Here is a 24,847-nt window from a genome sequence, read left to right on the forward strand (position 1 = left end):
CGGGAAATTTAATTTTTTATAAACCTACCTGAGCGGTAAGCATGATAACGTTTTGTAAATGCGCCATGGTCTGAGTCGCGTAAGGTACCATCCTTGATATTTGCAACCGTTGCTTTTCCAAGATGTTGATATTCACTAGTCCAAAATTCTGCTACATTTACATCAGCATCAGTTTCTTCACTTTCTTTAGGCTCCGGGCCTGTGCCTAAAGACCATTCCGGGAATACCGTAATATCTCCCCACTCTTTATGAAGTTCCATATAATCAAATGGAGATAATAAAAACTCACCATGCTGACTGATAGCCTGATTTAGTGTTCTTCTGATATCTAAGCTGGGCTCGATATAAAGCTTAATGAAAAATGAAAATTCATCTTGTTCCTTTGTGATATTATCAGTAACAGTAATTTTTACTGGTTGGTAAGGATGTGATTTTATTGTTACACCTGCGCTGTAATTATTGAGTGATTCCACTTCAGCTTCAGCAACAGCTCCCGAAATTGCCCATTTTAGATCACCAGAACCCCCGTTGGTTTCTATGATGAAAGATGCCGCTGTCCATGCTATAGTAGGTTGTTCTGCGGTAAATGTATGATTTCTATTATAAACACTTGTAATTTTTAATTTATCACTACTCGCTAAAAATGTAACTTGTGTTGATTCTTTTTGATTGGGGTCATCAATAACTGCAACGTCTACCGTTACTTTTTCAGGGGCTGTATTTGTAATGTGAATAATTGCTTTCCCATTACCATCGGTAGATGTACGGAAAAATGGGCCATTACTTTCTTTTATTGTGGCATTACCATCCACTCTAAATGAAACATCTAACTTCGTTGCAGGTTCTTGTGTTTCTGATTCAATAAAATAGGCTTCAACAATATTTTCACTATAGCCATTAGCCTGTGCATTATCATTTGGAACACGTAAGGTAATTTCAAATTTTTGGTCTGCCATATTATTATCTCACATTTAGTTAAAAGTTATTTTTATTTATCACGTAAATATTACTACATCATGCAATGTGCTATTTGGCTCATTGCTAATGAATGTAACTATATTAACGTGTTGAGTTGTTAAGTTTTTAATTGAGAAATTAATATCTCCGTTTAAATTGGTTTCTTTTGCGAGTAATGAATTGTTATTTTCAATAAACGTTGCATTTCCATCAATTACTACTATTATTTTTTTATTACATAAGGGTTTTTTATTTACGGCATTCGTAATATTCACCCTGACTTTATTGAAATCCTCCCCATCAGATTTTGCATTATTTTTTATAATTGACAATATCATAGAGAAATCATTGTTTATTTGTTTGTTTCCATTGTGATATGAGTGGGCTATATAGCCATTAACATTCTCAGGGATGTCAGATATATTGCTTACATCGCTGTTTTCTCCAATTATTGATAATGTTTTATTATCATGTAGACATATAAATGAATCCGGAGGTGAATCTCTTGTGATTCGATACCCAGCCTTTGGATTTGTAGAAAATATTTCATTTATTTTAAATGTGTTAAAGTTCCACATTACAATTTTTCCAGTTTTAGATATAGCGAAGAAGCCACCAATGGAACTTGAGATTGTAATAAAGTTATTTATTTCTAATATTTCTTTGGGTATTTTTGCACCAAAACTATGAGCTCCCCATGCGTTAATCGTTCCATTTTGTTGTAACACACAAAATGCTGCATCAGATGCGCTAACAGAAATAATATTATCCAGCAGCTGAATACTATTAGGTAGTGAACCTCCGTTAAATGGTTGTCCCCAGCCGTATACATATCCGGTATTATTTAATGCAACAAAGGCACCCGTATTAGATGATATCGTATTTATATTGCGTAGCAATATTGATAATTTACCTCCAAAATCTTTATGCCCCCATGCTTCAACAGTACCATCATCCATTAAAACGGCAAAAGCACCATCTGTTGAAAAAATAGTTTTTATATTATTTAGTTGAGCGATCCCGGGAGGTAACTTTCCGCCAAATTCTTCAGAGCCCCACGCATAAACGTTACCGTTACGGTGTAAAGCACAAAAAGCAGAGCGGGTACCTACAACCTGAATAAAACCATTAATCGAAGCAATGTTTTCAGGCAGTTTACCTCCGGCGGATGCGACTCCCCATGCAATAATTTTTTGTTCTTCGGTAATTGCGGCAAAAGCCGTTCTGGTATATCCAACTGTATTAATACCTTCAACAGGAACATCTAATGCTCCATTGCCACTTTCGCCCCAGCCATATAATTTATTTTCATTTGTTAATACTACTGTTGCATATGGTGAGCTTAAAATCCCACGAACAGATGATAAACCAGTTACTGTTGCGGGAGGGATTAACCAGGCCGGAGTATCGGACCCCCACGAAAATAATTTTCCACTCTCTGTTAATATATAGGCTCTTGACTTACCATCAAAGCCTAAACTATCAACGTTTCTGGGAACTATAGTCAGGTTGTTTTCATTTGAGGTAACGAATACATGTATTTCCTTAAGGGGGTGAAGGTCAGTAAAATAGGGTGATAAATGAATGTTTTCTTCATCTTTATACTGCCAGTATACCGAGGTTGGCATCAGTGAATTTTTATTTATAGCAACTAAAGAATTTACTGAGGAAAGATCACCTCTGTTTCCTATGATTTCAATGTCACTTATAAGCGCAGATACAACAAGGTACGTTACTGACTCAGAAATAATTTCATTGTTTAGTGTGTAGTGAATGTTAATAATGTTATTTAAGTATGGTTCCAGATACTGCACCTTACTAAGATCCAATACAATATCATTTCCAATATCGAATTCATTAACAGTATAATTTATTTCCCAAGGTGAAACATCCATGGCAAAGATATCTAATACATCATTGACTTTCATTCCGTTCCATTGGGGAATTCTTAGATGAGCAATTTCATTAATGTTAGATAAGTTTATTGTATTATTTGTTGCTTCATCAATTTCAGGTGGGTAAATTCCGACTCCTGGTGAATCACCAAATGTTGAAGGTCCGCTGTCTTTTACAGAATGGTCTTCACTATAACTCGCGGTGACTATTACGGTTTCTGCTGTTGTATCCGTTAGCTTGACAGTTGCTCGCCCAAGAGCATTTGTAATTGCAGATGTTTCATTTGTTCCGGTTTCAGGAAATATTGCATCATCTGTGACATTAAAGTTTATTTTTTTATTATCAAGCAGAGTGTCATTATTTTTTAGAATAACACTCGCTTCATTTGTATCTGAACCATTCGCATTAGCTCCTGATGTAGTTGTTATTGCTATAGTTATACTCACACCCGCCCCTCTCTTTAAGATAGTTAAGCTATATTGATTGTTTTTGAGGTTAATTTATAAAAAACATAAAGTAAAATAATCATCATGAAAACAAAATATTAACTTGATAAATATCAATTTTATAAGTTAACTTTATGAAAATACTCAATTTTATTGTAATTAAAAGCAAGAAAAACAAAGTTAAAAATCCAGGAAAAGAGGTTTTTTTGTCGATTATGTTATATACATATTAGGTTGGTTAAATTAAATACTCCTTTAATGATTATTAAAATTTATGTATTTAGGGTGTGTTAATGAAATTATCCCTAATGTAGATATCACTATCCTCACTAGTTCTATCCAAGGTAAATACTTTTTCATAAGAAGAAAAAAAGAGAAGAAAGGGAATCGTGGTATTTTTAATACTGTCATTTTTTAATTTCCATTGTGTCAGTAGGGTTCGTATTTACATAACAACATGACGACAGGAAATAAAAAATATTAAAAAATATGGATGTATGGTAGTGTAATATTTGAAATTAAATTTGCGGTAGCATTAATAGGTATGAGTACTCTGTATTTTAATAATTCGCCATTAATAAATTAATGACAGTATGATAAATGCTTGTTGTTTCATTTTTATATGATATATTTCTTCAACTATAATATAGCTACAATAGCAGTGTTATCTTTGTATAGTTACCCATGTAATTATATAGATGCTTTCTTTTACACTATAATAGATCTTGTTCTATAAGGTGATGGCATGTTTTTACTTTTATAAATAACAAAATATATGGTGTTGGTAATATTTATCATGGACACTGGTTTTATTTAAATAATAATAAAACTCTATTTTCTATTGGTTTCATTAATTATCGAAGTCGGTTAATTTATAATGTTATTTTTAGTATGATTGTTTTTTTCACTAATATCCATTTTAGTGAGCCTTGAAACCAGAGGGGAATACTTTTCATGCATAGATGGTTCATTGGTTTTTAATATCTCCATGATTTCAAAAAAAAACTGGAATAATGAAATATCCAGTTGGTACAGTATGCATACCATTGTGCCAAGATCCATTCTGGTATAGCCACGTTCAAAACGGGACATTTGTTGTTGACTGATGCCAATCATTTCTCCTAATTCAGTCCCTGATATTTTTTTACTTTTTCGTATCCGGGATAACTCATTCCCGATCAGTTTTAAAATTATTTCCATTTCTCTTTTAACAATTAATCGTTTTTCCAATCTATTCATTTATTTCTTATCTCATTTACATTTTGGAGTATTAATAGTTGTTAGCAAGGTAAGTGGTTTTCCTTAATTCAGGATAAGTCTAAATGCTAACCGAAACAAAATCAAATTCTATTTAAGTTGGAAAAGGCAACATTTAATCTTATAAAAACTCATTTTTTTTGTTATTATCACCAAATAAACAATGTAAATAGGTTTTTTTATGCGTAATTTTAAATTTTTTATACTTTATTTCAAAGGTTAACAAAATAATAAAATAACAAAATAATAAAAATATTTAATTTAATCATGTGTTTGTTCTTGTTTGACATGAAATGTAGCATTCAAAATACAATATTATTACAAATAGGTTGTTCAAAATAATAATTATAAGAAATATCCTAAGGGTGACGCGCAATTTTTCAGAAAGTACCTGTGTATGTACTCACCAAAAAGTGCCATCCACTTTCGAATGTCTTCCGTATGTTTAGAGCTGACCTGTTTCAATGTGAATCTTTGCTTTGCAACGTTCAGAAAAATACTGTCTTGTGTTATCTGCTGTTGTTCCGCTTCTTTTGCTTGTTTAGTCTGAGGATTAATTTTTTGTCAGTATCAGGATATTTTGGGTTTGTATTGTCCGGGGCTGAGGGATAAGCATCACCACCATTTATTGCAGGTCGCTTTAACTCGCCGGAACAGGTCGTTACTGTTGTGGCTGATGATTTTTTGGGAGGATTTAGGTTTGTATGTGTGAGGGATGTGGGCTTGCGTATTTCTGCGGACAAGAAATTCCCGTCCGCAGAAATAATTAACGACGATAACCTTTCTGGAGATCGTTAACTTTACGCAGGTAGTTACGGGATTCGCCTGACGGGTGTTTTGTTGTCAGTGTTTCGTATACTTTACCCGGTTCCATACCACTGATGATGCGGGCGGCCTGTTTTTTATCACTGTGGAACACGCGCAGCACACTGCCCGCACCGCCGTTGTAGGCAGTGATGACGGCATAACGTCGTGAGGTCGGGTTGCTTATCTCGCCAAGGTACGTATTTTGCAGGATAGCCAGATAGGCAGTCCCGGTATCGATATTACTTGCCGGATCAAACAGATAGTTTCTGCCCGGTACACCGGAACGACCTTGCGATTTAAACACATCACGTCCGGCGGTATTCGGCATGATCTGCATCAGACCCAGCGCATCAGAACGGCTGACGGCATACGGGTTGAAGCTGGATTCAGTCTGCATAATAGCCAGGATCAGGGATTCTTCCACACCATATTTAGCGGATGCCTGACGGATAAACGGCAGATATTTGTGCGCGCGCTGATCAAGATGGTTTGGTACCAGTTTCAGTGTGATGTAGCTAATCATCTGTGAACCGGACTGGCGGCGCTGTAATTTACTGGTGACAAGGTAATCGGCAAACTTGGTGGCACGCCATTCCCAGCGAACCGGCTGACCTTCATTGTCCAGCACCTGACCAAACAGGAACGGCTCTTTACTGATAGTGACGTCATTGGCATCGGAATAAAGGTCAACCGAGCCCGGATCTTCGCCCATCAGTAATGTGCTGATAATCGCCCGGCGCAGATGCGCTTGCGCCTCTGTCCCGGCAATAGTTTCAATGGTTACTGTACCCGCATCAAAGTTAATGTGGGAGCGGGTTTGATATTGATCGGTATATTTGACGTAATCCTTTGGTCCTGCAATCAGGACCTCTTTCATTCCCCAGATATTTTCTATGTTATGGGCGAACTGCCCCATCAAAATATCAAATCCGTTTGTATCCTTAACATACTCCGGACGGTAATCCGTCTGGTCTTGCGAACCGGTACAGGAAGCCAGCAGCGGTGCAATAATCATCAGCGTAACAATTTTTTTCATGGGTATAAATACGATGAAGTCCGGGTTCAGAAACAATATCAGAGCCGGCAGCGGCTCTGATATCAGGATTATTTCTCAGGCGGCGTGTAGCCTTCAATATGAATATCATGGCCTTCAAACAGGAAATTGACCATTTCCTGCTCAAGCAGTTTGCGATCATCAGGATTCATGGTGCTGAGTTTTTTCTCATTGATAAGCATGGTTTGTTTTGACATCCACTGTTGCCAGGCTTCTTTGGATATCTCATTGAAAATACGCTTGCCTAATTCTCCCGGATAAAGCTGGAAGTCCTGACCATCGGCATCGCGCTGAAGAAAGGTGCAAAAAATAGTTCGGCTCATGTAACATCCTTAAAAATGGGGTATTTACCCGATTTGCTTTAGCAGGTTTTCCACCGGTGCGGCAAGGCCGATTGCCGGTGGATTTTGGCTGTTATACCAAATCCCGTCGCTGCCGTCCCGGACAGCAGTGCGATCAGTAATGTTTGTGGCAACGGGAACAATATCCAGATGAAAATGACTGAATGTATGACGGAATGCAATCAGTTGCTGCAGGGGAGTATGGCGGACATGTTGTTGCGCCAGCCATTCATGCAGGGCATCTTCGGTTTCAAATTGCGGAAAACTGTATAATCCGCCCCAAATTCCTTTCTCGGGGCGTTTTTCCAGCCAGATCTCATTATCCTGTTGCATGATAAGAAAATAAGCCGTTTTTTCCGGAATGGTTTTTTTCGGTTTTTTACCCGGCCAGGCGGTCGGATTATGCTGCGCATAGGCGATACAGCCGCTTTGCAGCGGACACAAATCACATTTTGGCTTGCTGCGGGTACAGACCATCGCACCCAGATCCATCATCGCCTGATTAAAATACTGCACACCATCTGCCGGCGTGACGCGGGTTGAAATATCCCACAGCCGGTTTTCGACATCTTTTTTGCCCGGCCAGCCGTCAATGGCATAGCAGCGAGCCAGTACCCGCTTGACGTTGCCGTCCAGAATCGGGAAATGCTGATTTTGCGATAATGATAAAATAGCACCGGCTGTTGAGCGCCCGACACCCGGGAGTGCAACAACATCCTCAAATGTGACCGGAAACTGCCCGCCGAATTCAGTGGCGATAGTCTGCGCGGCTTTATGTAAGTTGCGGGCGCGGGCGTAATAACCCAGACCGGTCCACAGGTGCAGCACTTCATCCGTTGGTGCTGCGGCTAAATCGCTTATCGCCGGAAAGCGGGCGATAAAGCGGTTAAAATATGGGATAACCGTTGCAACCTGGGTCTGTTGCAGCATCACTTCAGAGAGCCAGACATGATAAGGGCTTTTTTCCTGCTGCCATGGCAGGGTTTTTCTGCCGTAGCGGTGATACCACGTCAGAACTGATTGCGAAAATTGCAGTGCATCCATTTGAATATAATTATTGAATAATTTTAATTGTCTGAGATTCCAGCACACTGTTTTGCGGCTGTAAACCAACTTTTACCGGAAATTGTGCAAAAGGTATGATTAACCGGTGCGAAGTGTGCTGTCTCTTGCTAAACTTGGCGCACTTTTCGCGTGTCTGCCGTACGGGCAATATCTCCCTGCCGGACACGTTATGCTATATTTTTGCCGGAACACTGACAGCAAACCTTATGATGAACAATGTAATTTCGCCTGAATTTGATGAAGACGGCAGAGCTATGCGCCGGGTCCGCAGCTTTGTGCGCCGTCAGGGGCGTCTGACTAAACGTCAGGAAGATGCAATGACTCAATTATGGCCTTCCGTGGGGATGGATTTCACACCGGAACTGCTGGATTTCACCGTGCTGTTCGGGCGCGATGCGCCGGTTACACTCGAAATTGGCTTTGGCATGGGAACATCGCTGGTCGAAATGGCGAAACAAAATCCGGAAAAAAACTATCTGGGTATTGAAGTTCACGGGCCGGGTGTGGGGGCGTGTCTGGCTGATGTACAGGATGCCGGCGTGACCAACCTGCGCGTTATGTGCCATGATGCTATTGAAGTCCTGGATAAAATGATCCCGGATAACAGCCTGCATATGGTGCAGCTGTTTTTCCCTGATCCATGGCATAAGACCCGTCACAATAAACGACGTATTGTTCAGTTGCCGTTTGCGGAAAAACTGCGCGGAAAACTGGCTCAGGGTGGTATCTTTCATATGGCGACCGACTGGCAGCCGTATGCAAAACACATGATTGAGGTAATGACTCAGGCGCCGGGCTATGGCAATATCTCGGCAACACAAGATTATGTACCGCGCCCGGACACCCGGCCGGTTACCAAGTTTGAAAAACGCGGCCATCGCTTAGGGCATGGTGTCTGGGATCTGATGTTTGAGAGGATGAAATAATGGCAATACAACGCAGTCGTCGTTTACGGAAAAAAATGCACATCGGTGAGTTCCGCGAACTGGGTTTCTCTTTTAAGTGGGATTTCCCGGAAGGAACAGATATTAATGTTGTCGACAGCACTGTTGATGCACTGATCGCTGAAGTGATTGAACCGAATGGCCTGGCTCTGGACGCAAGCGGCTATATGAGCTGGGAAGGTCTGGTTTGTCTGGAAAAAATCGGCGAATGTACCGATGAACACCGCAAAATGGTCGGTGACTGGCTGAAAAACAAAGGTATGCAGAACATTCAGATATCTGAATTGTTCGATATCTGGTGGGATTGAGATTAATTATTTACCACGCTAATTATTATAAGGGCACCTAATTTGGTGCCCTTATCTCTCTTTGGCATCCGGCTTTACGGGGCGCCGTGCTTCTGGAGTAACAACCGTGACCACACACTTTAGCCATGAATTACTGGATGATATTTTACACCGTGTCCGTCCTCTTATCGGCACGGGAAAAGTGGCGGATTATATTCCCGCACTGGCAGAGGTATCGCCTCACCAGTTGGGAATAGCGGTCTGTACTGTGGGCGGTGAGATGTTTACTGCCGGTGATGCACATCAGCGGTTTTCCATACAATCCATTTCTAAAGTGCTCAGTCTGACACTGGCATTAACGCGCTATAACGAATCCGAAATCTGGGCGCGTGTCGGTAAAGAGCCTTCCGGTCTGCCGTTTAATTCTCTGGTTTTGCTTGAGATGGAAAAAGGTATCCCGCGTAATCCGTTTATTAATGCAGGCGCCATTATTATCGCCGATATGCTTCAGTCACGACTGAGTGCGCCGCGCCAGCGGATGCTGGACTTTGTCCGCAAACTGACCGGCAATGATGATATCTCTTACGACCTGCGGGTTGCGCGTTCAGAACTGGAGCATGGCAGCCGCAATGCGGCGATTGCGTTTCTGATGAAATCGTTTGGTAATTTTGAAAATAATGTACTGACCGTGCTGGAAAATTATTTTCACTATTGTGCGTTGTCGATGAATTGTGCTGAACTGGCGACCTGTTTTGCGTATCTGGCGAATGGCGGTCATGCACCGGGTGTGAGTGACGCTATCATTACGCCACTTCAGTCACGCCAGATTAACGCGCTGATGCTGACTTGCGGCATGTATGACGGGTCGGGTGAATTTGCCTTCCGTATCGGGATGCCGGGGAAATCCGGGGTCGGCGGGGGGATAGTGTGTGTGGTGCCGAATGAGTTTTCTGTGGTGGTCTGGTCACCGGAACTTGATGGTTCAGGGAACTCTTTGGCAGGTTGCGCTGCCTTAGAGATGTTATCTGCAAAAATCGGGCGTTCCATTTTCTGAACCCGGCCGGGTTCAGCGTCCGCCGTCTGAGAATCAGGAGTATTTATGTTACGCAAATGGATCGCCATTCTGAGCCTGGGGGCTGCTTCACTGGCTTGTGCTGAAGGTTATCAGTGCAGTGTTACCCCGAAAGATGATTTGGTCATCACGCCGTCTTATGTTCAGGTCACCGGGAAGAGCGGGGAGATGAAAATCACCCCTGACGGACAGATTACCCGTGATGGGAAACCGCTGACACTGAGCAGTACACAAAGCAGTGATGCTAAGCGTTACCAGGCGGGCGTGCGTCAGGATGTGCCGTGGATAAAACAGCAGGCGGTCACCCGGATAGCAAAAGCGGGTCAGGCACTGGATAAAGTATTGATCAAAGAAATGGGCTCTGACAGCCGGTTGCGCAGCCATCTGCCCTTGCTGGAAAATGACCTGAATAAACAAATCAACCGGATTATTGAAACCCGTCCGGATGGATATGCATTTCATCATCTGGCGATAAAAGAAGTTGAGCTGGAAGGACGTGCGGAGATCCAGCAGCGCATGGGCGGTATGTTGCAGGATGCGATTAACGAAATCGCCCGCAAACAGTTACTCGCCGGTCTGAGTGGCGGAAAACAGGGTGCCGGTGCGGCGCTCGCCGGGCTGGATGGATTGCAGAAATCCTTGCAGCAGGCAGTGCATGAACAGGAAGATGAGTTTAAACAGTTCAGCAGACAGGTGTGCGGAAAAGTGACCACACTGGAGCAGCAACGTATTCAACTGATTAATTCCCTTAAATAAAATAAGGTTACCGGTGTGTTGTGCGCCGGTAACCCTTTTTTTAGCCGGTCAGCATCAAATTAATGATAATTGTTATGATAATGATTCTTATTTGATTGACTTGTTTGTTCTTCTCCCTAGAATGAATTGCGACGTTAAACGCATTTAATCAGGCAGGAACATGAAAAAAATCATTCCGTTAGTATTAATCCCTTTTCTGAGTTTTGTTTGTGTATCCGCACAGGCAGAGACTTCGCCGCAGTATACACCTAATCACATTACCGCCGTTGCGGGCAAAACGCCGCTGCTGACCATTGAACATCAGTCAGGAAAAACAGAGGTTGTACGCAAACCTGCCCGTGTGGTGCTGTTTGATTTCGGTGTGTATGACACCATGAAACAGCTTGGTCTGGCGGACAATGTTGCCGGGCTGCCGCTGAGTAATCTGCCTGAGTATCTGAAAGGGCAGGTAAACAGTAGTGTAGTCGATGCGGGCGGAATGAAAACGCCGGATCTTGCTAAAATTGCAGAACTGAAGCCGGACCTGATTGTGATAACCGGGCGTCAGGGTAAATCGTTTGATGAGCTGAGCAAAATCGCACCGACAGTAAACCTGGGAACCGGTGGTGATGATTATCTGAAATCGGCGCAAGCGAATATTGCGCTGATCGGTCAGCTTTATGATATTGATAAAAAAACTGCTGAAGCGCTGGCAACACTGAACAAAACTATTGTTCAGGCTCAGGAAAAAGCGGCAAAATCCGGTAAAAAAGTGCTGGTCATGCTGCATAATGACGGAAAATTATTTCCGAATAAACAACCGGTTGTCTACCAGGTTGTTAAAGCCGCTGGTGTCGATATCCCGGTTGATGCAAATGCTGAAAAAGGTAAGCGCGCACTGGTAACACCGGAAATGGTGGCAGAACTGAATCCGGATGTGATCCTTGTGATTGACCGCAGTGCGGCAATTGGTGCAGGGGCGTGGGATAAAGCGGCATTTGAAACAGATGGCGTGAAAAAAACCAACGCATACAAAGACGGAAAAATTATCGTGTTACAGCCGGATCTCTGGTATCTCTCCGGTGGCGGGCTGGACAGCCTGAACCGTCAGGTGAAGGAAGTGGAAGGCGCACTGTAATTCAGGCATTCACATCAGTGATATAAAAAGCCCGGTGAGTATATAAATATTCACCGGGCTTTCTTTATTATAAAAGCGGTTATACCCAACATCATTCAAGATGCAGGCAGGCGGCAAGGGAAGCCAGACGGGGAGCATACATCAGTATGTGACCCGGCTGGCTGAGTGCGGACAACGAACCTGCAATTTGAATGAATAAGGGTATAAATATTATAAAAAACGCTCAAGCAAGGTATTGAGGAATAACTTCCCGTGTTCGGTGATTTGCCAGTGGGTATCTGTTTCCCGGATCTCACCTGCTGCCAGAGCTGCATCAAGCTGTGGGCGGATCACGGATTCAGGCAGACCGGTGTAATGGGTGAAATCACTGCGCGACATCGTTTCCAGCAGCCGGAAGCGGTTCATAAAGAACTCAAACGGACGATCGTCCTGGTCCACGTCATGCTGTTTATCCATATAGCGCCCGCCCATATAACCGCGGGGGTGTTTGGTTTTCACTGTCCGCAGAATGCGCCCGTCGTCAAATGAAACCTTACCGTGTGCGCCACAGCCGATCCCCAGATAATCCCCGAAACGCCAGTAATTGAGATTGTGCTGACACTGAAAGCCCGGTTTTGCATAAGCGGAGGTTTCATACTGCTCATAGCCTGCCTGTGTCAGTAACTGATGTCCCTGAGAGAAAATATCCCACAGCAGATCATCATCCGGCAGAACCGGCGGGCGGGAGCCGAAGCCGGTATTCGGTTCAATTGTCAGCTGATACCAGGACAGATGCGGCGGGGATAATTCAATTGCCTGCCGCAGGTCATTCAGTGCTTCATCCAGAGTCTGATCCGGCAGGCCGTGCATCAGATCGAGGTTAAAGCTGCGAAGCCCGAGTGTCGCCGCCAGCCGTGCCGCCCGTTTGGCTTCACCGGCATCATGGATACGTCCGAGGCGGATAAGCTTGTCATCGCCGAAGCTCTGAACGCCAATTGAAATCCGGTTGATACCGGCACGCTGATAGCCACTGAAGCGATCTGCTTCCACCGTGCCCGGGTTGGCCTCCATTGTCACTTCTGCATCTGCGGCAACAGGAATTCGTGCACGAACGCCGTCCATCAGGTTTTGCATTGCCTTTGCACTCAGCAGACTGGGTGTGCCGCCGCCGATAAAAATAGTGCGGATCTCCCGCCCCGGTACCAGGGGCAGGTCAGCATCTAAATCCGCCAGCAGGTGTGCCACATAATCATCATGCGGCACCTCACCTTTGAGCGCGTGAGAGTTAAAATCACAGTACGGACACTTCTGAACACACCACGGAATATGGATATACAGACTGAGCGGAGGAAGCTTATCCATTGCGCAGAGCTTCCGACAGCAGTGTCAGTGCATGTCCGCGGTGAGATATTGCCTGTTTCTCTTCCGGGCGCAACTGTGCTGCTGTTTTGTTCAGTTCCGGTAACCAGAAAACCGGGTCATAACCAAAACCGCCGTCGCCCTGTGCCTGTTCTGCAATTATTCCGTGCCAGCGTCCGTGACAAATAATGGGTGTCGGGTCTGATTCATGACGCATATATACCAGTACACAGTTAAATTGCGCCTGACGTTGCGCTGCGGGAACGCCTTCAAGGGCATCCAGCAATTTCACCATATTGGCACCGTCGTTGCCATCCTGTCCGGCATAGCGGGCAGAATAAATTCCCGGCGCACCACAGAGATAATCGACCGAAATGCCTGAATCGTCGGCGATCGCCGCTAATCCGGTTATTTTTGCAGCATGGCGGGCTTTGATAATGGCATTTTCAACAAAGGTCAGCCCGGTTTCTTCAACCGAGCCCACTCCCAGTTCAGTCTGCGCAACGACATCCATACCAACAGCTGCCAGTAATGACGCCATTTCGCGCACTTTTCCGGCATTTCCGGTAGCTAAAACAATTTTCCGGGTCATATCATAACCTGATCAGAGAAGTACCCACTGAACGATATCGCTGTAGAGATAGTTCAGTGCATAAAGAATAAAAATAACAATCATTGCGGAGAAATCAATGCCGCCCATTGGCGGGATAATACGGCGGAATGGTGCCATCAGCGGCTCTGTCAGCTGCATCAGAACATAATCCACCGGGTTGCGCCCCTGGCTGAACCAGCTTAACAGTGCGCGTCCCAGAATGACCCAGAAGACTGTCATACCGGCAAGGTAGATAAGGTTAAAGAGAGCCAGCAGCAGCATCAGTGCGCCGAGCTGTCCCTGCATTCCCATCAGAAGCCACGGAAAGAGGGTTTTCAGCAAAACAGCGATGTAAGCAACAACCACAGAGGCGGTATCAATCGGCCCGACTGACGGGAGAATACGGCGCAGCGGACGGACAACCGGCTGGGTTGCTTTTACAACAAACTGGGCAAACGGATTATAGAAATCCGCTCTGACCCATTGCATCCAGACACGCAACAGCAAAATAGTGGCGTAAACGTGCAGGAACGTGGTAACAATAAAATTCAGCGTTTGCATCGGTGAAGTCCTTGGCAAAAAACAAAATAACGGGTTCGTGATAAAACGGATCGGTAATAATCAGCGTCAGGATACAGGATGATTACGACACGGAATAGTTACGCGCACCGAAAATTGCGGTTCCGATGCGAACCATAGTGGATCCGCAGGTGATTGCGGCGTCCATATCATCCGTCATGCCCATCGATAATGTATCAATCTGCGGATACAGCGTCTGTAATTCATGAAATGCAGTTTCCATCTGACGGAAGACCGCACATTGGCGTGCCGGGTCAGATTCCGGCGCCGGTATTGCCATCAATCCGCGCAGGCAGATGTTTGGCAGGGTGGATACCTGTTCAGCTAGTGCCGGAAGCTCCGTTAAGGTTATCCCGGATTTGCTGTTTTCATCACTGATGTTTATCTGAATCAGTACATTCAGCGGTGCTTTGTCTGCCGGGCGCTGGTCACTCAGGCGCTGTGCTATTTTTAACCGGTCAACCGTGTGGCACCAGTCAAAATGTTCAGCGACCGGGCGACTTTTATTAGACTGCAACGGGCCGATAAAGTGCCATTCAAGATCAGTGTTTCCGGCGAAATATTCAATTTTTTCAACGCCTTCCTGCACGTAATTTTCACCAAAGCATAATTGTCCTGCATTTATCGCTTCTTCGAGCGCGCTCACAGGTTTGGTTTTACTGACGGCAAGTAAGGTGATTGTCTGTGGATCACGCCCGCATTTTTGTGCTGTTGCGCTTATCCGTTCTCTGATTTCTGTCAGATTGTCTTTAATTAGTTTCATGATGATCCGGGAGATAACCTAATGAATATGGATAATTTAATCGGCCTTAGTGTAAAGCATAATGCATCCGATCTGCACCTTTGTGTGAATCAGGTGCCGGTTTTACGGGTTGATGGTCAGCTTTTTTCACAAACACACTGCGCGGTTGTGACAGAAGATGCATTACATTGCTGGGTAAAGACGATCCTCGACGAGGCAAATTACCATAAATTGATGGCAAAGGGGCAGGCGGATCTTGCGTTGTTTATCCGCGATCAACCTTTACGGGCGAATATTTTTCAGGCGGACGGGCATCTCAATGCCGCTGTCCGCCTGATTAGCCCCTCAGTTCCGACACTGGAGGATATCAGTGCGCCGCCGGTATTTGCCGACCTTATCACTAAGACAAACTGCGGGCTGATTTTAGTCACTGGTGCCACCGGCAGCGGAAAGTCCAGCACGCTGGCGGCACTGATCAATCACCTTAATCAGCACTGCCGGCGACATATTATTACTCTGGAGGACCCGGTTGAATTCCGCCATACCGGCAGGCAATCGCTTATCCGCCAGCGGGAGATTGGCCGGGACTGTGCGGATTATCAGCAGGCGCTGAGAGCCGCACTGCGCCAGGACCCGGATGTGATTTTGCTGGGGGAACTGCGGGATGAAGCCACTATCCGCCTGGCGCTGACGGCGGCGGAAACCGGGCATCTGGTGCTGAGCACGTTGCATACCCGGGGTGCTGTCGCTGCCATTGAACGCCTGACTGATGTTTTCAGCGGTACTGAGAAAGCGCGGGTATGCAGCCAGTTGGCGGGCAGTCTGGTGGCTGTGCTGAGCCAGCATCTGATTGCAAAGCAGGGTGGCGGGCGTTGTGCGCTGTTTGATGTGCTGATCAATACCCCGGCGGTAGCCAGTTTGATCCGCGATGATAAATCATACCAGATAGCCACCCACCAGCAGACCGGCGCACAACTGGGAATGATGACAGAAGAGCAATGTCTGCAATGGCGGCAGAGCCGGGGGGAAGTACCCGGCGGAGCGGATACCATACCGTCGTGGAGTGCGGGATAACGCGCGGCAGAGGGTGAGTTTATCCGCCGTAAAGCTGCTCAAACCAGCTTTCGAGGATAATCACCGCAGAGGCTGAATCAACTTTGTCTTTTCCGAGTGCGCGGTAACCACCGCCGGCAAACAGAGTTGCGCGGGCCTCGACTGTACTGAGACGCTCGTCGTGTAATTCGGCGCGGATCCCGAAGCGTCCGTGCAGGCGGTTGGCAAATTTTTTCGCCTGATTAGTCACCAGTTGCTCTGTGCCATCCATATTCAGAGGCAGACCGACGACAACATAATCCGGCAGCCATTCACGGAAAATAGCGCCAATCAGCTCCCAGTCCGGAATACCCTCACGGGCTTTCAGTGCGGTCAGCGGGCGGGCGGTGCCGGTGATCGTCTGACCGACGGCAACGCCGATACTTTTGGTGCCGAAATCAAAGGAAATAACCGTATTATTACTCATTATGCATGTCCGGCCTGTGGTGCAATGGTATAGATGTTCACGCCGATTGCGGCAGCGGCGTCACGCCAGCGATCCGGCAACGGTGTACGGAAAATCAGATTTTGAGTGGCGCCAGCCACCAGCCAGCTGTTTTCCATGATTTCGCGTTCAAGCTGACCGGCTGTCCAGCTGGCATATCCGAGTGTCATCAGATAACGGGCCGGTTGGCGGGATGTCCCCAGCGCTTCAAGTACATCTTTAGAGGTGGTCAGAAACAGGTCATCGGCGAGGCGTGTGCTGGCCGCGTATTCCTGATCACCGGAGTGCAGTACAAAACCGTGCTCTTCAGAAACCGGTCCGCCGACAAGAACCGGCTTTTCAAGTGACTGATTTTCATCACAGGTTTCCGGTGAAATCTTCAGCTTCTGCAAAATTTTACCGACAGAAAGCTGCTCTGTCGGTTTGTTGATCACAAGTCCCATTGCCCCGTTTTCATTGTGTTCACACAGATAAATAACCGAACGCCCGAAATAAGGGTCATCAAGCGAGGGCATCGCTATGAGAAAATGATGTTGTAAGTTCATAACCTTCTTTTCTGTATCAGCCCCGCAGACCGGAAATCAGACACGGGCTGCGGGTATAAGTGGAAGGATGGTGCAACGGTGCGTATCAGTTACCGGCCGAGACGCTTTTCAATCGCATCCATCAGCATACCGGTAACAGACACATCCGGATGTGCGGCTTCAATTTCACGGGCGCAGGTCGGGCTGGTTACGTTAATTTCAGTCAGGCGGTCACCAATAACATCCAGTCCGACAAAAATCAGTCCTTTTTCTTTAAGAACCGGCGCAACACTGCGGGCTATCGCCCAATCGCTCTCACTCAGCGGACGCACTTCACCGTGACCACCGGCAGCTAAGTTACCGCGGGTTTCACCTTTTGCCGGAATACGTGCGAGGCAGTAAGGAACCGGCTCGCCATCCACCATCAGAATGCGTTTGTCACCGTCTTTAATAGCAGGCAGAAAATTTTGTGCCATACAGAATGTGTGACCGTGATTTGTCAGGGTTTCAATAATCACGCCGACATTCGGATCATCCTGTTTCAGACGGAAAATAGATGCGCCGCCCATACCATCAAGCGGTTTGAAAATCACATCGCCGTGTTTTTTATGGAAATCACGCAGGCGCTGTTCACTGCGGGTGACCAGGGTGTCCGGTGTTAAATCAGCAAACCAGGCGGTGAATAGTTTTTCATTACAGTCACGCAGACTCTGCGGTTTGTTGATTATCAGGGAGCCCGCGCTTTCTGCGCGCTCCAGGATATAGGTGGCGTAGATAAATTCAGTATCAAACGGCGGATCTTTGCGCATCAGAATGGTATTGAGTGTTCCCAGAGCGATATCCTGCTCTGTACCGAACTGATACCAGCCCGCCGGGTCTTCTTTGACCGTCAGTGTGCGGGTGCGGGCACGGGCAACGCCCTGATGCAGATAAAGGTCATTCATCTCCATATAATGGATTTCATAACCACGGCGCTGTGCTTCAAGCAGCATCGCGAAACTGGTGTCTTTTTTGATTTTGATGGAATCGATAGGATCCATCACAATACCGAGCTTAATCATTTTATCTCCTTAACCCAGATCGCCGAAACGCACCTGCAATGCAGTGATTGCAGTGAGCGCGGTAGTTTCTGTACGTAACACACGCGGACCTAATAAAATATCGGTGAACTGATGACCCGCTGTCATTGCGATTTCTTCTGCGGACAGCCCGCCTTCGGGACCAATCAGAAGACGCACTTTAGCGGTTTCTGCCGGCAGCGTATTGATACTTTGTGAGGCGCGCGGATGTAAATTAATTTTCAGCGCATCGTCGGTTTCCGCACACCAGTCTTCCAGGGACTGTACCGGGCGGATCACCGGGATAACATTACGTCCGCACTGTTCGCAGGCGGCGATAGCAATTTTCTGCCACTGCTGCTGTTTTTTTTCCAGTCGTTCACCATCGAGTTTAACACCACAACGTTCAGAGATCAGGGGGGTAATAATCTGAACACCCAGCTCAACGGATTTCTGAATGGTAAATTCCATTTTTTCACCGCGGGACATAACCTGTCCCAGATGAATATTCAGCGGTGATTCACGGTTATCTTCCTGTTCATCCAGAATGCGGACAGCGACATTTTTTTTACCCGCATCGGCAATTTCAGCATTAAAAATTTTGTCGGAGCCGTTAAACAGGATCAGTGAATAACCGGTTTTCATCCGGAGAACCCGTGAAACGTGGTTTGCGCCATCGTCAGTCAGATTTGTGACCATACCCGGTGTTAAGGGATCAGGGTGATAAATGCGCGGAATACGCATGAAAATATCCTTTACGTTCTGCCGGCGGCTGCCGGTTTATACACATAGCCCCATGATAATAGAGGGGGGATCCTCACTGCAAGCTTTTGACCGGGATCATAGCACGGATCTCAACCGTCATTATTGCGTTGCGGACCGAAAAAAAATGTAATTCAGATGAAAACAGGGAAAATTCCGGGCATTTTCAGCCGGTGTCGGGCAGGCTGAATGCTATGGAAAAAAGAAAAACGATATGGAAGAAAAAGGACAAATGAACGGGCTGATTATGATTAGCTGGGCATTATTATTGCCTTTGCCATTAAAAACGGGAACGGAATATATTCTGCGTCACTATTATCAGTATCCGCAAAAGCTGCATAGCGGATGGCTGTTTTTTCACTGTCTGCTTGCAGGCGGGCTGATTGTGTATTGGTCAGACAGACAGGTTCTGTGTGCGGTCTGTTATTCACTGCTGTTTATTTGTCTGATTATACTGTTTCATATTGATAATGCTGTGTTTTATCTGCCGGATAAACTGGTTTTTTCTGTGCTGTGGGGCGGGTTGTTGTTTCAGACAGAAGTACAGAAAATCCCCTTTTCAGATGCGTTATACGGCGTTATTGCAGGGTTTATTTTGTTATGGGCTGTGGCGGAGGGATACGCGTGGCGGCAAAAACAGAGCGGGCTGGGCGGCGGGGATATCAAACTGTTTTCTTCCATGGGCGCCTGGGTAGGAGCAGAAAAACTGGCAATACTGATGCTGCTTGCCTGCTCATCGGCGCTGGTGGTGTATCTGCTGTGCTATGTCCGTGCGCGATATGATAACTCCCTGCACAGCGGCCCGCGCATTATCGCGTTCGGGCCGCATTTAATTGCAGGGATGATTATTGTGATGAGCACTATGTCAGACGGCAGGTTTTAGCTGCGTGATCAGTGTATCCCAATGGGATTTTCCACCCAAAACAGCCTGGTTCGGGATGTGCTGAAAAACACCGTTCTCTTCAAGCAGCAGGGTAGGGAATCCACCTGCCGGCTGATGAACAAATAACTGACGGCTTTCATTGATGTGCTGTTCAGTCTGGTCTGACTGTATATCATCGATACCCAGGTCAGCGGCCAGTTTGCGCAGTGTCTCCTTTGTCAGCGGTAAACCATCCTGATAATACGCTTTCTGGCAGGCATCCAGCATCTCAATGCCTTTGCCTGACTGAGACTGCGCACTGAGTATGGCGGCAATCGGCGGTACTGAATCCATCACCCACTCTCTGTCTTTCAGCAGGGCGTGATAGGCATCAGTGAAAGGTTGCCCGGTCAGTTGGGTGATGCGCTGATTGTGGCTCAGGATCATTTCACGCAGGCCGTCATCCACAGGGCGGCGCTGCGAGCCGGTGATCATGCCGCCGCCGTGCAGGGTGATTGTCACGCCTTGTGCATGTGCCGCCTGAATAAACGGGGCAATTCCGTAACACCAACCGCAGAGCGGATCATAAATATAGTGCAGCGTTTTTACAGACTCATTTTTTGCAGACATGTTTTTTACAGACATAGAACATTCCTTATCAGATTACTGCGGCCACTGCATTTCGCCTTTCAGGACTTTGGCACTTAGTTCAAGGCTTGATTCATCAGCCAGTGCCGGGTAAGCCGTTTTCATGGTATCGATCAGTGCCTGTGCATCTTTACTGCCCGGCAGTGCGGCTTCAGTACGGGTCAGATAATCTGCCGTAAACTGAATGGTTGCCGGTGAAAAATGGCTGTTACCGGTATAGTGACCGGGCACCACGGTGTGTGGTTTTTTAGCCTGCATCTCTTTCAGTGATTGCTGCCAGTACTGACGGGACTGCACAGTCTGTGTATCAGCCAGCCAGACATGAATATTTTCAGAGACCAGCACACCACCCATCACCGCAGAAAGTGACGGCACCCAAACATAGCTGCGTTCCGGTGCCGGACCGTCAAGCCCTTCAATCAGAATGCTTTCACCTTCCAGCAGAATACGATTGCCTTTTAACGGCTCCGGTACAATAACGGCCTGCGGGGCATTTTCTTTCAGAACCGGACCCCAGTAGGCGAGTTTGCTGTCTTTACTTTCTTTAATCAGATCAACGGTTTGCTTTGTTGCTACAATTTTAGCATCCGGGAAGGCTTTTTTCAGCTCATCCAGTCCGAAATAAAAATCCGGATCTGAATGACTGATATAAATCGTTGTCAGCGTTTTGCCGGTTGCGCGGATTTTATCAACCAGTATTTGAGCATCATCTTTTTGAAATTGTGCATCAATCAGAACCACCTCATTTTTACCGCTGATAATTTCAGAGGATACGGGAAAGATACTTTTTTCGCCGGGGTTATACACATCCAGTGTCAGCGGCGTGGCGACAGTGGCAAATGAGGCGGTCATCAGGGCGGTTAATGCCAGAGCGGTGCGGGTTTTCGTTGTCATGGTGTCATCCTTTTTGCAGGTGAATAATTAAGATGGCGCTATAATAGATTGCATAATCCGCCGGAAAAACCCCATAATCAGGTCTTCATTGTTGCATAAACCGGACAAATGCTATGGACAGGATCACTGCTGCACAGGTTTTTATCGCCATTACCGAACAGCGCAATATGAGCAAAGCGGCAGATTCACTGGATATGTCCCGCGCGATGGTCACACGCTACCTTGCTGAAATGGAAAACTGGGCGGGAGTGCGCCTGCTGAACCGGACAACCCGCAGCCTGACACTGACCTCCGCCGGTGAAAATGTGCTGATACAAAGCCGGGATCTGCTGAACCTGGCGGCAGCGATAGCCCAGCCTGTAGTAACAGAGGATGATGCGGTGCACGGACTGGTCCGGATCACCTGTGCGCAGTCGCTGGCGATGGTGGCGCTTTCCAAAGCCATTGTTCAGTTCCGGGCGCGATATCCGGCAGTTGCTGTGGATGTGCAGATCACGAACAAGGCGGTAAGCCTGGTGGAAGAGCGCATTGATCTGGCGGTGCGGATTACAAATAACCTGGAACCGAACCTGATAGCCAGGCCGCTTTCCCGTTGTGATTCAGTAGTATGTGTTGCACCGGCGTATCTGGAAAAGTATGGTTGCCCGCAATATCCGGCGGCACTCAGTGAATTTACGTGTCTGACCTATAATTTCTACGGGCGCAGTTTATGGTTGTTTGAGCGGGATGCAGAAGTTATATCTGTTCCTGTGGGCGGGGCGCTCAGCGCGAATGAGTCCACATTTTTGCTGGAAGCGACACTGAACGGCGAAGGGATTGCATTGCAGCCTTACTGTTCTGTGTATGAGCATCTTAAATCCGGGCGTCTGGTTCGGCTGTTTCCTGAATATCGGCTTCCTTCTCTGGGGATCTACGGTATTTATACCAGCCGCGAGCGGATGGCAAGACCACTGCGTTTGCTGCTGGATTTTCTGGTGGAATGGTTTGGTCACTCACCTGACTGGCTGCCGTATTTGCTGGATGAAAAAACTAACCTGTAACCTGCTGTAATTGCTTATTTATTATCTTCATATGTTGCCGCAAATGAGTAATGAAAATATCCGTTAATGCGGAGTGAGGGCGATGTTGCGGGCGGATCAGGCTGACGGTGAACGGAATGCGCCTGCTGAACGGGCGGATACAAATTCCCTCACAATCCATGGCTGTCAGCGGATTGACAATGGATATACCAATCCCTTCTTTAACCATTGCGCAAACAGATGCGGCGCTGTGTGTTTCCATAATCATCCGCCGCGCAATCTGGTGCTCATTAAACAGGGCGTCAATTATCTGGCGGTAGCTGTCCGTCACAGACAGGCTGATAAAATTCTGATGTGCAAAATCAGCCGGGGTCAGCACAGTTTTGTCACACAGCGGGTGAGATTCCGGTAACACACACACTTCACTGAGTGTCAGTAATGTTTCCTGTAAGGTGCCCGGTGGTGTCCGTGTGTGTTCGGTTATTCCCAAATCATAGCGCTGTGCTGACAGCCACTCTTCCAGCAACGGAGACTCCTGTGGAGCGACTTCAAAATTGACATCCGGATACTGCCCGTGAAATGTGCGGCAGACTTTTGGCAAAAGAGACTGAGCAAAAGCAGGCAGGCAAGTGATTGTCAGCTGAGCATGCTGAAACTGGCGGATGCTTTCGGCGGCGCGGCTGATGCGCTCCAGTCCGTAATAGGAGCGCTCCACCTCTTCAAACAGCCGCAGACCCTGCTCTGTCGGGTGTAGGCGTCCTTTGATCCGGTCAAAAACACAAAATCCCAGAATTTGCTCAAAACGGGCAAGCTCACGGCTGACGGTAGGCTGCGAGGTATGCAGTAATTGCGCGGCATCCGTCAGGCTTTTTGTCGTCATGACTGCGTGAAAAATATCGATATGACGCCAGGAGTATTGTTCCATTATTCACCAAATGTATATCAGAGATGAATAGACCTTAGCAAATCAGATATTTTAAATCCCGCAATTTTTTTGTCACGATGGAAAAAAATGAGATCCTGATCAAAGAGCACAACACCATGACAATCGTAACCAAATCACTACAGGCACCTTTTACCCCGGATACGCTGCGCAGCCTCGCTCAACAGTACGGCACACCGCTGTGGCTTTATGACAGTGAGGTGATTATTAACCGCATTGCGCGGCTGACCCGCTTTGATGTCATCCGGTTTGCGCAGAAAGCAAATTCAAATATTCATATCCTGCGTCTGATGCGTGAACAGGGTGTAAAAGTGGACTCAGTCTCTGCCGGGGAAATAGAACGCGCCCTGAAGGCCGGGTACACGCCGGATGAAATTGTATTCACCGCCGATATGATTACAGCAGAAACGCTTGAACGCGTGCTGGCGCTGGGAATTGCTGTGAATACCGGCTCGGTGGATATGCTGCGCCAGATTGGTGCACGCAGTCCCGGGCATCCGGTCTGGTTACGCATCAATCCGGGTTTTGGTCATGGACACAGTCAGAAAACCAATACAGGCGGGGAAAACAGCAAGCACGGGATCTGGTTTGCAGATCTTGGGGAAGCGCTGGCAGAAATCAGCCGTTATCAGCTGACGCTGGTGGGTATTCACATGCATATCGGCTCCGGGGTGGATTATGAACACCTGGCAACCGTGTGTGATGCGATGGCTGAATTAGTTATCACTCATAACCTGGATATCCGGGCGATTTCTGCGGGCGGAGGGTTATCAACACCTTATCGCGATGGGGATGAAGTGATTGATATCAATAATTATTTCTCATTATGGGATGCTGCCCGCTCGCGCATTGCCCGCCATCTTGGCCGGGATATTACGCTGGAAATTGAACCCGGGCGCTATCTGGTGGCAGAATCCGGCATTTTGCTTGCACAGGTGCGGGCGGTTAAAGGGATGGGAAGCCGCCACTATGTGCTGGTGGACAGCGGGTTTAATGACCTGATGCGTCCTGCGATGTACGGCAGTTATCATCATATTTCTGTACTGCCTGCGGAAGGTGAATTACGGACGCAGCCACTGACAGAAACCATTGTTGCCGGTCCGCTGTGTGAATCAGGTGATGTATTTACTCAGCTTGAGGGCGGGATGGTGGTTCCCAGAGCACTACCACCGGCGCAGGTGGATGATTTTCTGGTATTCCATGATACGGGAGCTTACGGCGCCTCTATGTCGTCAAATTACAACAGCCGTCCGTTATTACCGGAAGTTTTGTTTACTGACGGGAAACCGGTACTGATCCGTCGCCGCCAGACGATTGACGAGTTGATGGCGCTGGAACTAACCGAATAAT

At 46.7% G+C, this 24,847-nt stretch carries 26 protein-coding genes; 9 read left to right on the top strand and 17 right to left on the bottom strand.

Annotated elements, in window-relative coordinates:
* Positions 1-8: 8 nt before the first annotated feature.
* The 6 genes from ACMHKJ_RS04945 to mutY all read right to left on the bottom strand — a co-directional run bounded on the left by ACMHKJ_RS04945 (position 9) and on the right by mutY (position 7,802).
* Positions 9-956 carry an Ig-like domain-containing protein gene (locus ACMHKJ_RS04945; RefSeq protein WP_413492396.1) on the bottom strand — a complete coding sequence of 316 codons (948 nt, stop codon included), beginning with the start codon at positions 954-956 and terminating at the stop codon, positions 9-11.
* A 39-nt stretch (positions 957-995) separates the two neighbouring features.
* A complete protein-coding gene (locus tag ACMHKJ_RS04950; RefSeq protein ID WP_413492397.1) occupies positions 996-3,299 on the bottom strand; it encodes an Ig-like domain-containing protein in 2,304 nt (767 codons plus the stop codon).
* An 867-nt stretch (positions 3,300-4,166) separates the two neighbouring features.
* The gene (locus ACMHKJ_RS04955; protein WP_413492398.1) at positions 4,167-4,538 is read right to left on the bottom strand and encodes a helix-turn-helix domain-containing protein; all 372 of its coding nucleotides are present in this window, start codon (positions 4,536-4,538) and stop codon (positions 4,167-4,169) included.
* A gap of 784 nt (positions 4,539-5,322) precedes the next feature.
* Positions 5,323-6,399, bottom strand: a complete 1,077-nt coding sequence (gene mltC / locus ACMHKJ_RS04960) for a membrane-bound lytic murein transglycosylase MltC (RefSeq protein ID WP_413492400.1) — start codon at positions 6,397-6,399, stop codon at positions 5,323-5,325.
* 68 nt (positions 6,400-6,467) lie between these two features.
* Positions 6,468-6,740, bottom strand: coding sequence for an oxidative damage protection protein (locus ACMHKJ_RS04965; RefSeq protein WP_067367570.1), 273 nt, complete (start codon positions 6,738-6,740; stop codon positions 6,468-6,470).
* Between the two features lie 24 nt (positions 6,741-6,764).
* Positions 6,765-7,802 carry an A/G-specific adenine glycosylase gene (gene mutY / locus ACMHKJ_RS04970; RefSeq protein WP_413492401.1) on the bottom strand — a complete coding sequence of 346 codons (1,038 nt, stop codon included), beginning with the start codon at positions 7,800-7,802 and terminating at the stop codon, positions 6,765-6,767.
* Positions 7,803-8,029: 227 nt separating this feature from the next.
* Between mutY and trmB the strand changes: the two genes are divergently transcribed.
* The 5 genes from trmB (at position 8,030) to ACMHKJ_RS04995 (ending at position 11,999) form a co-directional block, all read left to right on the top strand.
* Positions 8,030-8,749, top strand: coding sequence for a tRNA (guanosine(46)-N7)-methyltransferase TrmB (gene trmB / locus ACMHKJ_RS04975; protein ID WP_413492402.1), 720 nt, complete (start codon positions 8,030-8,032; stop codon positions 8,747-8,749).
* Positions 8,749-9,075 (top strand): YggL family protein, encoded by a 327-nt coding sequence (locus ACMHKJ_RS04980; protein WP_413492403.1) that lies wholly within the window; start codon positions 8,749-8,751, stop codon positions 9,073-9,075. The genes trmB and ACMHKJ_RS04980 overlap by 1 nt, the downstream gene beginning before the upstream one ends.
* Positions 9,076-9,181: 106 nt before the next feature.
* A complete protein-coding gene (gene glsB / locus ACMHKJ_RS04985; RefSeq protein ID WP_413492404.1) occupies positions 9,182-10,108 on the top strand; it encodes a glutaminase B in 927 nt (308 codons plus the stop codon).
* A gap of 45 nt (positions 10,109-10,153) precedes the next feature.
* Positions 10,154-10,882 carry a DUF2884 family protein gene (locus ACMHKJ_RS04990; RefSeq protein WP_413492406.1) on the top strand — a complete coding sequence of 243 codons (729 nt, stop codon included), beginning with the start codon at positions 10,154-10,156 and terminating at the stop codon, positions 10,880-10,882.
* 160 nt (positions 10,883-11,042) lie between these two features.
* On the top strand, positions 11,043-11,999 hold the full coding sequence (locus tag ACMHKJ_RS04995) for a siderophore ABC transporter substrate-binding protein (RefSeq protein ID WP_413492407.1): 957 nt from the start codon (positions 11,043-11,045) through the stop codon (positions 11,997-11,999).
* 210 nt (positions 12,000-12,209) lie between these two features.
* On the opposite strand, the gene hemW is transcribed toward ACMHKJ_RS04995, so the two are convergent.
* The 4 genes from hemW to ACMHKJ_RS05015 all read right to left on the bottom strand — a co-directional run bounded on the left by hemW (position 12,210) and on the right by ACMHKJ_RS05015 (position 15,271).
* Positions 12,210-13,340 (bottom strand): radical SAM family heme chaperone HemW, encoded by a 1,131-nt coding sequence (gene hemW, locus ACMHKJ_RS05000; protein ID WP_413492408.1) that lies wholly within the window; start codon positions 13,338-13,340, stop codon positions 12,210-12,212.
* Complete coding sequence (gene rdgB / locus ACMHKJ_RS05005; protein ID WP_413492409.1) at positions 13,333-13,929, bottom strand: RdgB/HAM1 family non-canonical purine NTP pyrophosphatase; 597 nt, start codon at positions 13,927-13,929, stop codon at positions 13,333-13,335. Before rdgB ends, hemW begins: the two co-directional genes overlap by 8 nt.
* 12 nt (positions 13,930-13,941) lie before the next feature.
* Positions 13,942-14,490: a YggT family protein gene (locus tag ACMHKJ_RS05010; RefSeq protein ID WP_067404067.1), complete on the bottom strand. Its 549-nt coding sequence runs from the start codon at positions 14,488-14,490 to the stop codon at positions 13,942-13,944.
* 82 nt (positions 14,491-14,572) lie between these two features.
* On the bottom strand, positions 14,573-15,271 hold the full coding sequence (locus tag ACMHKJ_RS05015; protein WP_413492410.1) for a YggS family pyridoxal phosphate-dependent enzyme: 699 nt from the start codon (positions 15,269-15,271) through the stop codon (positions 14,573-14,575).
* Between the two features lie 21 nt (positions 15,272-15,292).
* Here ACMHKJ_RS05015 and ACMHKJ_RS05020 point away from each other — a divergent pair, with 21 nt between their 5' ends.
* Entirely contained in the window at positions 15,293-16,324 is a 1,032-nt protein-coding gene (locus tag ACMHKJ_RS05020) for a type IV pilus twitching motility protein PilT (RefSeq protein WP_413492412.1), read from the top strand.
* Between the two features lie 19 nt (positions 16,325-16,343).
* Here the strand turns inward: ACMHKJ_RS05020 and ruvX are convergent, their stop codons facing one another.
* The 4 genes from ruvX to rsmE all read right to left on the bottom strand — a co-directional run bounded on the left by ruvX (position 16,344) and on the right by rsmE (position 19,113).
* The gene (gene ruvX / locus ACMHKJ_RS05025; RefSeq protein WP_413492413.1) at positions 16,344-16,769 is read right to left on the bottom strand and encodes a Holliday junction resolvase RuvX; all 426 of its coding nucleotides are present in this window, start codon (positions 16,767-16,769) and stop codon (positions 16,344-16,346) included.
* Entirely contained in the window at positions 16,769-17,332 is a 564-nt protein-coding gene (locus tag ACMHKJ_RS05030; RefSeq protein ID WP_413492414.1) for a YqgE/AlgH family protein, read from the bottom strand. The genes ruvX and ACMHKJ_RS05030 overlap by 1 nt, the downstream gene beginning before the upstream one ends.
* A gap of 89 nt (positions 17,333-17,421) precedes the next feature.
* Positions 17,422-18,372, bottom strand: a complete 951-nt coding sequence (gshB, locus tag ACMHKJ_RS05035; RefSeq protein ID WP_413492415.1) for a glutathione synthase — start codon at positions 18,370-18,372, stop codon at positions 17,422-17,424.
* 9 nt (positions 18,373-18,381) lie between these two features.
* The gene (gene rsmE / locus ACMHKJ_RS05040) at positions 18,382-19,113 is read right to left on the bottom strand and encodes a 16S rRNA (uracil(1498)-N(3))-methyltransferase (RefSeq protein ID WP_413492416.1); all 732 of its coding nucleotides are present in this window, start codon (positions 19,111-19,113) and stop codon (positions 18,382-18,384) included.
* A 232-nt stretch (positions 19,114-19,345) separates the two neighbouring features.
* Between rsmE and ACMHKJ_RS05045 the strand changes: the two genes are divergently transcribed.
* Positions 19,346-20,014 (top strand): prepilin peptidase, encoded by a 669-nt coding sequence (locus ACMHKJ_RS05045; RefSeq protein ID WP_413492417.1) that lies wholly within the window; start codon positions 19,346-19,348, stop codon positions 20,012-20,014.
* Here ACMHKJ_RS05045 and ACMHKJ_RS05050 read toward each other — a convergent pair.
* Positions 19,997-20,638, bottom strand: a complete 642-nt coding sequence (locus ACMHKJ_RS05050; protein ID WP_413492419.1) for a DsbA family protein — start codon at positions 20,636-20,638, stop codon at positions 19,997-19,999. The two genes, ACMHKJ_RS05045 and ACMHKJ_RS05050, sit on opposite strands and share 18 nt — an antisense overlap.
* A gap of 18 nt (positions 20,639-20,656) precedes the next feature.
* Positions 20,657-21,535, bottom strand: coding sequence for an MBL fold metallo-hydrolase (locus tag ACMHKJ_RS05055; RefSeq protein WP_413492420.1), 879 nt, complete (start codon positions 21,533-21,535; stop codon positions 20,657-20,659).
* A gap of 113 nt (positions 21,536-21,648) precedes the next feature.
* Here ACMHKJ_RS05055 and ACMHKJ_RS05060 point away from each other — a divergent pair, with 113 nt between their 5' ends.
* On the top strand, positions 21,649-22,575 hold the full coding sequence (locus ACMHKJ_RS05060) for a LysR family transcriptional regulator (RefSeq protein WP_413492421.1): 927 nt from the start codon (positions 21,649-21,651) through the stop codon (positions 22,573-22,575).
* Here ACMHKJ_RS05060 and ACMHKJ_RS05065 read toward each other — a convergent pair.
* Positions 22,565-23,479, bottom strand: coding sequence for a LysR family transcriptional regulator (locus tag ACMHKJ_RS05065; RefSeq protein WP_413492422.1), 915 nt, complete (start codon positions 23,477-23,479; stop codon positions 22,565-22,567). The genes ACMHKJ_RS05060 and ACMHKJ_RS05065 overlap by 11 nt on opposite strands.
* 116 nt (positions 23,480-23,595) lie before the next feature.
* On the opposite strand from ACMHKJ_RS05065, the gene lysA reads away from it, so the two are divergent.
* Positions 23,596-24,846, top strand: a complete 1,251-nt coding sequence (lysA, locus tag ACMHKJ_RS05070) for a diaminopimelate decarboxylase (protein WP_413492423.1) — start codon at positions 23,596-23,598, stop codon at positions 24,844-24,846.
* Position 24,847: the final 1 nt, after the last annotated feature.

The sequence above is a fragment of the Morganella psychrotolerans genome, assembly GCF_965118875.1.
Lineage (GTDB): Bacteria > Pseudomonadota > Gammaproteobacteria > Enterobacterales > Enterobacteriaceae > Morganella > Morganella psychrotolerans_C.

Bases quoted from the DNA above. Each gene is read 5' to 3' on its own strand.
- mltC (WP_413492400.1), bottom strand. From the start codon at position 6,399: ATGAAAAAAATTGTTACGCTGATGATTATTGCACCGCTGCTGGCTTCC.
- ACMHKJ_RS04945 (WP_413492396.1), bottom strand. From the start codon at position 956: ATGGCAGACCAAAAATTTGAAATTACCTTACGTGTTCCAAATGATAAT.
- ruvX (WP_413492413.1), bottom strand. From the start codon at position 16,769: ATGAGTAATAATACGGTTATTTCCTTTGATTTCGGCACCAAAAGTATC.
- ACMHKJ_RS05010 (WP_067404067.1), bottom strand. From the start codon at position 14,490: ATGCAAACGCTGAATTTTATTGTTACCACGTTCCTGCACGTTTACGCC.
- lysA (WP_413492423.1), top strand. From the start codon at position 23,596: ATGACAATCGTAACCAAATCACTACAGGCACCTTTTACCCCGGATACG.
- ACMHKJ_RS05045 (WP_413492417.1), top strand. From the start codon at position 19,346: ATGGAAGAAAAAGGACAAATGAACGGGCTGATTATGATTAGCTGGGCA.
- mutY (WP_413492401.1), bottom strand. From the start codon at position 7,802: ATGGATGCACTGCAATTTTCGCAATCAGTTCTGACGTGGTATCACCGC.
- ACMHKJ_RS04955 (WP_413492398.1), bottom strand. From the start codon at position 4,538: ATGAATAGATTGGAAAAACGATTAATTGTTAAAAGAGAAATGGAAATA.
- ACMHKJ_RS05060 (WP_413492421.1), top strand. From the start codon at position 21,649: ATGGACAGGATCACTGCTGCACAGGTTTTTATCGCCATTACCGAACAG.
- ACMHKJ_RS05055 (WP_413492420.1), bottom strand. From the start codon at position 21,535: ATGACAACGAAAACCCGCACCGCTCTGGCATTAACCGCCCTGATGACC.
- ACMHKJ_RS04980 (WP_413492403.1), top strand. From the start codon at position 8,749: ATGGCAATACAACGCAGTCGTCGTTTACGGAAAAAAATGCACATCGGT.
- hemW (WP_413492408.1), bottom strand. From the start codon at position 13,340: ATGGATAAGCTTCCTCCGCTCAGTCTGTATATCCATATTCCGTGGTGT.
- ACMHKJ_RS04995 (WP_413492407.1), top strand. From the start codon at position 11,043: ATGAAAAAAATCATTCCGTTAGTATTAATCCCTTTTCTGAGTTTTGTT.
- ACMHKJ_RS04965 (WP_067367570.1), bottom strand. From the start codon at position 6,740: ATGAGCCGAACTATTTTTTGCACCTTTCTTCAGCGCGATGCCGATGGT.
- trmB (WP_413492402.1), top strand. From the start codon at position 8,030: ATGATGAACAATGTAATTTCGCCTGAATTTGATGAAGACGGCAGAGCT.
- rsmE (WP_413492416.1), bottom strand. From the start codon at position 19,113: ATGCGTATTCCGCGCATTTATCACCCTGATCCCTTAACACCGGGTATG.
- ACMHKJ_RS05030 (WP_413492414.1), bottom strand. From the start codon at position 17,332: ATGAACTTACAACATCATTTTCTCATAGCGATGCCCTCGCTTGATGAC.
- ACMHKJ_RS05020 (WP_413492412.1), top strand. From the start codon at position 15,293: ATGAATATGGATAATTTAATCGGCCTTAGTGTAAAGCATAATGCATCC.
- gshB (WP_413492415.1), bottom strand. From the start codon at position 18,372: ATGATTAAGCTCGGTATTGTGATGGATCCTATCGATTCCATCAAAATC.
- ACMHKJ_RS04990 (WP_413492406.1), top strand. From the start codon at position 10,154: ATGTTACGCAAATGGATCGCCATTCTGAGCCTGGGGGCTGCTTCACTG.
- rdgB (WP_413492409.1), bottom strand. From the start codon at position 13,929: ATGACCCGGAAAATTGTTTTAGCTACCGGAAATGCCGGAAAAGTGCGC.
- ACMHKJ_RS05065 (WP_413492422.1), bottom strand. From the start codon at position 23,479: ATGGAACAATACTCCTGGCGTCATATCGATATTTTTCACGCAGTCATG.
- ACMHKJ_RS05050 (WP_413492419.1), bottom strand. From the start codon at position 20,638: ATGTCTGTAAAAAACATGTCTGCAAAAAATGAGTCTGTAAAAACGCTG.
- ACMHKJ_RS05015 (WP_413492410.1), bottom strand. From the start codon at position 15,271: ATGAAACTAATTAAAGACAATCTGACAGAAATCAGAGAACGGATAAGC.